At 57.0% G+C, this 6,410-nt stretch carries 8 protein-coding genes; 7 read left to right on the forward strand and 1 reads right to left on the reverse strand.

The genetic code is table 11. The annotated features are described in order from the left end of the window. Positions 1–54: 54 nt before the first annotated feature. A complete protein-coding gene (locus GSQ93_RS17615; protein WP_158936945.1) occupies positions 55–789 on the reverse strand; it encodes an IS6 family transposase in 735 nt (244 codons plus the stop codon). A 975-nt stretch (positions 790–1,764) separates the two neighbouring features. Here GSQ93_RS17615 and GSQ93_RS17620 point away from each other — a divergent pair. The 7 genes from GSQ93_RS17620 (at position 1,765) to GSQ93_RS17650 (ending at position 6,335) form a co-directional block, all read left to right on the forward strand. Next, complete coding sequence (locus GSQ93_RS17620; protein WP_158936946.1) at positions 1,765–2,469, forward strand: type IV secretion system protein; 705 nt, start codon at positions 1,765–1,767, stop codon at positions 2,467–2,469. Positions 2,470–2,471: 2 nt separating this feature from the next. Beyond that, entirely contained in the window at positions 2,472–3,344 is an 873-nt protein-coding gene (locus GSQ93_RS17625) for a TrbG/VirB9 family P-type conjugative transfer protein (protein ID WP_158936947.1), read from the forward strand. Between the two features lie 5 nt (positions 3,345–3,349). Further along, on the forward strand, positions 3,350–4,597 hold the full coding sequence (locus GSQ93_RS17630; RefSeq protein WP_158936948.1) for a TrbI/VirB10 family protein: 1,248 nt from the start codon (positions 3,350–3,352) through the stop codon (positions 4,595–4,597). Further along, positions 4,590–5,399, forward strand: a complete 810-nt coding sequence (locus tag GSQ93_RS17635; RefSeq protein WP_158936949.1) for a transglycosylase SLT domain-containing protein — start codon at positions 4,590–4,592, stop codon at positions 5,397–5,399. The genes GSQ93_RS17630 and GSQ93_RS17635 overlap by 8 nt, the downstream gene beginning before the upstream one ends. Continuing rightward, on the forward strand, positions 5,399–5,539 hold the full coding sequence (locus GSQ93_RS17640) for a hypothetical protein (protein WP_158936950.1): 141 nt from the start codon (positions 5,399–5,401) through the stop codon (positions 5,537–5,539). The genes GSQ93_RS17635 and GSQ93_RS17640 overlap by 1 nt, the downstream gene beginning before the upstream one ends. A 77-nt stretch (positions 5,540–5,616) precedes the next feature. Continuing rightward, positions 5,617–5,808, forward strand: coding sequence for a hypothetical protein (locus GSQ93_RS17645; RefSeq protein WP_158936951.1), 192 nt, complete (start codon positions 5,617–5,619; stop codon positions 5,806–5,808). Beyond that, complete coding sequence (locus GSQ93_RS17650) at positions 5,805–6,335, forward strand: hypothetical protein (protein WP_216857627.1); 531 nt, start codon at positions 5,805–5,807, stop codon at positions 6,333–6,335. The genes GSQ93_RS17645 and GSQ93_RS17650 overlap by 4 nt, the downstream gene beginning before the upstream one ends. Positions 6,336–6,410: the final 75 nt, after the last annotated feature.

Consider the following 6,410-nt stretch of genomic DNA (forward strand, 5'->3'; position numbering starts at 1 on the left):
GGCATTGTCAACTTGCGGAGAATGAGGCGGCACGACGGAAGGTGGGACAACTAATCAGAAAGCAGTCGACGGATTTTGGGCGAGTTCGGCGAATTCGCGCCATGCAACGAACCGGGCTGCGAGTTGCTTGCGATAAAGTGAAGCGCGCAGCAGATGCCGCTTGAGCGCGAAATGTTGCCGAATCGGTCCGAAGCACGAGAGAAATTTCTGTGTGCGTTTAGGGTCGCGAAAGCCGCGCATGCGTCGCTCGCGCTCACGTGTCGGTTGGTGGCTGTTCTCGGCTCGGTTGTTCAGTCGGGCTGCGGCTTTAACGAAGACGTGCTTCACGTTAGCAAGTTCTGGGATCTCGGCTTTTGCCGCCGGATAGCTGCGCAACTGATCGGTGACGATCTTGCGCGGTGCCGGGCTCGAACGCAGTACGCGCTTGAAGAAGCGTTTGGCAGCGGCTTTGTCGCGCCGTTTTTGCAGCAGGATGTCGAGTTCGGCACCATGCTCGTCGACCGCACGCCACAGCAGGTACGGTTCGCCACGTAGCGTGACGAACATCTCGTCGAGGTGCCACGTGCTACCCGGCTTGCGTCGCACCGCTTTCACTCGATGAGCAGAGCCCTTACCAAACTTGTCACACCAGCATCGGATCGTCTCGTATGTCACGATCACGCCGCGCTCGAAAAGCAGTTCCTCTATGTCGCGCAGACTCAACTGGAAGCGGAAATACCATCGAACAGCGCAGCTGATGACACCAGCCGGGAAACGGTGACCGTGATAGAGCGATTTCGATTTCTTCATCGCGCCATCTTATACGACCCGTCACGCAACCTGACAACGCATTCCAAACCAGCGAACACAGGCATCTTCGCGAATGCCAACTACCTGTGGGACGCCGACACCCACCAATTTTGTTGTGATCGGACGACGTAGACCCAGCGTTTCCGCCTGCCCACCGACCAAAACCGAGATGCATTCAACATTTCGGAGCCGGGGATCGCCTATATGCAGGGAAACTGGCATCTCTCCAACAACCGAAAACGAGCATCTAGCACGACGGGAACACAACTCGCTCGCCACGTCGTCCGAGTCCCAGTTGCCGCAGGCTCAGATGCGCCCTGAAGACGACCAAACGATAGCAGCCACGCAGAGCTAGAAATGTGCAGCCTTGAAGCTGGGGAATCCATTAGCATGCCCCGAAACTGACTAGACGAGTTTGCAAGCAAATCCAGCGGGCGATCAGCGTCCCTCTCGTTTTGATGCGATGCTTAACTCGCTTACGATGGCCTGCAAACGCAAGCCGGTGAACTCACAGCTTAATATCTCAGATTCGGATATCTGCCGGGCCGGATTGGCCAGCGCGTCAAATGTTGCGGATCAATAGAAGGAGAGGGCTGTCGCTGCGTTTACTGGTAAGCATAAATGCTGGGACAAGAGGGCGCCCCGGCTTGGGTCTTTCGAGATCAAGACCGCGTTATAGCAAACGCATATCACATCTTGCACGGGTATATCGCCGCAAAGCTATACAGTTTCAGTGAGCTTTCCGGTTTTTACGCGATGGCATGCCATTTTCGAGTGCCATCGGACGCTACTCCCGGTCCTTGGGGACAAGACTTCTACCCCGTTTTAGGTTGCCACAGGAATATTCGAAATCGGAATGAGGGCGATAAATCGCTCTCTGATTGCTGTTCGGAAAGCCGTCGAAAATGGCCATTCTTTCGACCATCTTCGCCCACGGCGAGACTGATTCAATGGAACCCAATCAAAAGGGCTCCCATGCGTTTTTTCAAGAACAAACGTCGATCCGTGCTCGCCACCGCTCCCGGTATGTATGCCGACGAGGATCCGAGCAAGATTATCTTCGAAACCAGGACGCGCTTAAAGCTCGAGACGAATCATTGGAAAATTGCAGCCTTCGTGGCGGCGGTAATCGCCGTCGGTGCGGTATGGACGCGCCAACCCCCGCCTTCAGTGACCAAAGTCGTCGGCGTATCAGCTGATGCTGGCGGCCATCCAGTCGTCACCGAGCTTGCTACCTACAAGCCAGACTCTCAAGCGCTGCGCACCAGCTTCAAAGAGATGGCGATTCGCTGGTTCACGATCGAGCCCGTGCTGACCGACCGGCTGGAAACGGCCCGGATGACTCGCAACATCAACTCAGTGAAAGCGCAGATGATCGGCGCGGGAGCCACTCAATTCGGACAGTGGCTGTCGGAGGACGCACCATTTCAGGCTATCTCAGCTTCTCCAAAGCTAGTGCGGGAAGTGGACGTGCGCAATATCGCACTGCTCGATGACCAAACCGTAGTCGTGAATTTCACGACGACATCCTCGCAAGCCGGTGCATCCGGAAAACCCGACATCAAGTCGTTCGCTTTAACTCTGCGCTACCAGATCAATCCCCCTACGGCCGACGCCGCACTGACGGCAAATCCGTTCGGCATCTTCGTCCCGTTCTTCCGTCTTGAGCGGACCGCCTAAATATGACCATCATCGCCTCACATATTCAGCGCCGACTTCTGGCCGCATCGTTGGTAGGCATTTGCGTGTCGTTTGCATTCGGAAATGTTGCCGCCGCAAAGAGAGCACCCGGCGCTCCAATCGAAAGCGCCGCGATTGCCGGAGATCCGATGAGCCCGGTCAATCCGTTTAATGGCGGCGCCGATGCGGAAACGATGCCTGGTGATGTTCGGATCGCAGTTTTCCCGTACAGCACAGATCAGATCTTTAAGGTGCTGACGGCTCCGTTGAAGCTGACGACGATCGAGCTGGAGAAGGGCGAAGTGCTGACATCAGATCCGGCGATGGGTGACAGCATCCAGTGGGAAATCGTAGACGACAAATCCAACCATATTTTTATCAAGCCTCATAAACCCGGGTTGGTTAATACGCTGCACATCACAACGAATAAGCGTGAATACGACTTCACCTTGATTTCGTCGCCGGCTGGTGGCTTCTTCTATCAGCAGGTGCGTTTTAACTATCCCCATGCGCCAATGCTGCGCACCGGCGTCGCTCAAGGGAACGGGCTCGACTCGGACCGGCATGCGGATTCAGGAAGCATCGACGTCTCGCCCGACAAGTTGAACTGGGACTACACGATAGATGGGCGTGCCGAATTCACGCCGGAAGTTGTTTTCGACGATGGTCACTCGGTCTGGATGCGCATGCCGCCGAAGGCTCAATCGTGGCCCGTGCCGTTCTATAAGGAGCACGGTGACGAAGTAGTCGGAAACTTTATCCGACGTGGTGACTTCCTCGTTTTGCAACGCCTCGCTGACCAGATCATCCTTCGTTCCGGCGACCAGGAAGTGACTGTGAAGCGCGGTGGCCGGCGATTTCTAGGGGTGTTCTGACGATCATGGCCAAGAACAGTGACGCTCCAACGCCGACCGGCGAGCAACAGGCTCTGGTTAAGGGCAAGACGCCCCGCAATGCCATCATGAGCATTGGCATCGTTGCGGCCGCAGTCATAGGCGGGTTGGGTTTTTTCTATGAGCTCAAAGCCTCACATCAGCACGACAATGATTTGGCCGCGAAGAAAGCCCAAGCGCCGCAGGCCAGCGCCGCCGATACTGCACCGGACCAGCAGCTGAAAGATATCGATGCGGTAATTCGGCAACAGCGCGCAGACGCGGAAGCCAGTGCACGAGCTTCTGCTGTGGCGGCTGCGCCATCGCCTAACCAAAGCGCACGGCCCGCGCTGACTGCCGCGGACTTCGCCGACCAGTCGCATGGTGGCGATGTCGCGCAACTCGCGCAATCCGCTCACGAAGACTCGATTTATACATCATCAGTGTTCCGTACAAACGGCGCACCGCGTAGCGCCGAGCAGACCGAAGCCGCATTGCCGTCCGGCATCCCGTCGCTCGCCGATATGCGGTCTGCGCAGAAAGCTCCTTCCAACTCTGGCGCCGACGCCGTTGCTCTTGCGCTGGCCAAGCAAGGACAGGCACCGGAAGACCGCGACAAGGCGTTCCTCAAGGAAGCTGCGGCGCAGAACAGCATCGACCAGACGACATTCAACGGGCAGGCCCGTGGGTGCACCTTGACCCCGCCGCACAACATCCACGTTAAGACGGTCGAAGGTCTGAATTCAGACAAACCTGGTCGCATAGCCCTCATGGTCGATGAGGATGTCTACGACAGCGTGAATGGCGACTGCCTGATGATTCCCAAAGGGTCGTTTATCAACGGTGTCTACAGTGCAGACGTCAAAGTTGGCCAAGAGCGTTTGCTTGTCGCGACTACGAATCTACGGTTGCCCAACGGAAAGAGCGTGCCCTTGAACGGTATGCAAGGCGCAGATCAGAACGGATACGCCGGATTCTCCGGTGATGTGAACAACCACTTCATCAAGATATTTGGAGCGAGTTTCATCACTGCCATTTTGCTGAAGGCGTTTGATAGCGGCTCGCAGACGGCGACCACCGCAAGTCCCAACGGCGTGACTACCTACGGCGATACGGCAGGGCAGGTTGCCGCGACGACCGCGCAAGCCGTACTGCAAAGAAATCAGAACATTCCGCCGACGATCACGGACCCACCGGGAAAAATGTTCCTCGTCCAAGTCACGCAGGACATCGTGATGGAGCCTTACCATGATTAGGATCGTGATGGCTCTAGCCACCGCCGCAATGTCGTGCGTGGTCCATGCTGCAACGATCGATACTGTCATTAGCCCGACGCGCTTGGTTGTTGCCGACAACGGATCACGATCGCTGCTCGTGCTCAATGGCGAACCCGTCTATGCGTGCGGCATGCATGCCTTCTCCGCATGGGCAACAAAGCTCGAGGGACAAGCCATTGTCGCCACCGATCACAGCGTTCCGACCGTCGTTATCGACGGGGCAGCCGTGTCTCTAGAAAAGATTCTTGTGCGCGGCGGATGGATACAACCGGCGAGCCTCGACGACGATGCACAGGCGGCAATGACGGAACGGCGAGGTGGTTGGGCCTGCTTATCGGCTCAGGCACCGTTCAATGCCATGCACACCAGCGTCGACCCGAAGATCCTCGCAGGTGTTGCGCTCAATGAGTCTGCGTACAACGGGCATGCGTGGCCTTGGACCTTGAACGTCGCTGGCCGAGGCTTTTACTTTCGCACCCGCGACGACGCGTATCGAGCAATTCGCACATTGCTTGCTGACGGACGGTGCGACTTCGACGTCGGAATAATGCAGATCAATTGGTGCTACCACGCGAAGCGGTTCGCCTCGCCGTGGGACGCGCTTGCGCCGGCCACCAACATCCACGCTGCCGAGGACAGGCGACCCTCGCGATTGGATCGGTTATCCGGGCAAGCGCGGGCGCAGCTTCGGCGAAGGCTTTCTTCGTTGAGTTGCTTGACGCTGTCGAGTCGCTTAGCGCAGTGTCGGATGAACACGGCCCGTCGACTCTCGCGCAACTGATGTACCTGCAAACCGCAATCCTGAACGGTACCGAGATTGAACTGTATGCGAACGAAGCCGAAAAACTGGCGTTTGTTCGAATGTTGCCGTCAGGCGAGCGGTGGTGGAAACACGTATCGCAACTGCCGACTAACGGCTAACCATTCCCCTTCCTTATTGACCCTGCGGGCAAGCGATCCCGCACGGGTCGCTCCGCATAATTTCTGTGGAGTTACACATGTTTGAAGCAGCAAAAGAACGTTTCTATCCCACGACTTTCGTAACTGAAGATGAGGCACGGCAGTACATCGCGGGATCGGCTGCTGACAACGCACGACCATGGATACGACGTACAGATGTGAAGCCCATGTTCGATAGCTTCATCGTTGTCGCAGGTAGAAATGTACCGCCAAAGGAGTCGGATTTATGACTTCCGACGTTGCTACCCCACGCTGGCTCGAACCGTATGCAGCAGGCGAAAAGATGGGCTGGTCGCAGAACTACATGGCGTACGCGGCGTACTACGGTGTTGACGGCTCGGCCGACGACGAACCGGAATACGAAGAGCGCATTGTGATTCAACGGCCGTCGATAGTGGGCTATGCAAGTCGCACCGGCACAAAGCGAAACCTCGCCGCACTTTACGACGCCGATTGGCGCCTGCTTGTATCAGCGAAAGGGGCGCTTCGAACCGAGGGCATGCGTTACGCTCTCGACAACGGTGCCTGGTCCGCGTTCGTCCAGCAAGAGCCGTTTGACGAAGACGCGTTTTTCGTAGCCGTTGATCGGCTAGGCGAGGGCGCGGACTGGATCGTCCTTCCGGACATCGTCGCCGGTGGGCTCGAGTCGCTCGATTACACGTTACGGTGGAAAGAGCGTTTACGCGGCATGCCGACCAAATTGCTCATTGCAGTTCAGAACGGTATGCAGATCGATGACGTTGCCAGCCTGCACTGACAACGATGCACGGAGCTTCTCAAGTTCAACGTCGCCCTGCCCTTTCAGAGCCGCCTTGTAGGTTTCAAGCTTTAG

Origin of the sequence: Burkholderia sp. S171 (genome assembly GCF_009766085.1) — a bacterium.
GTDB lineage: Bacteria > Pseudomonadota > Gammaproteobacteria > Burkholderiales > Burkholderiaceae > Caballeronia.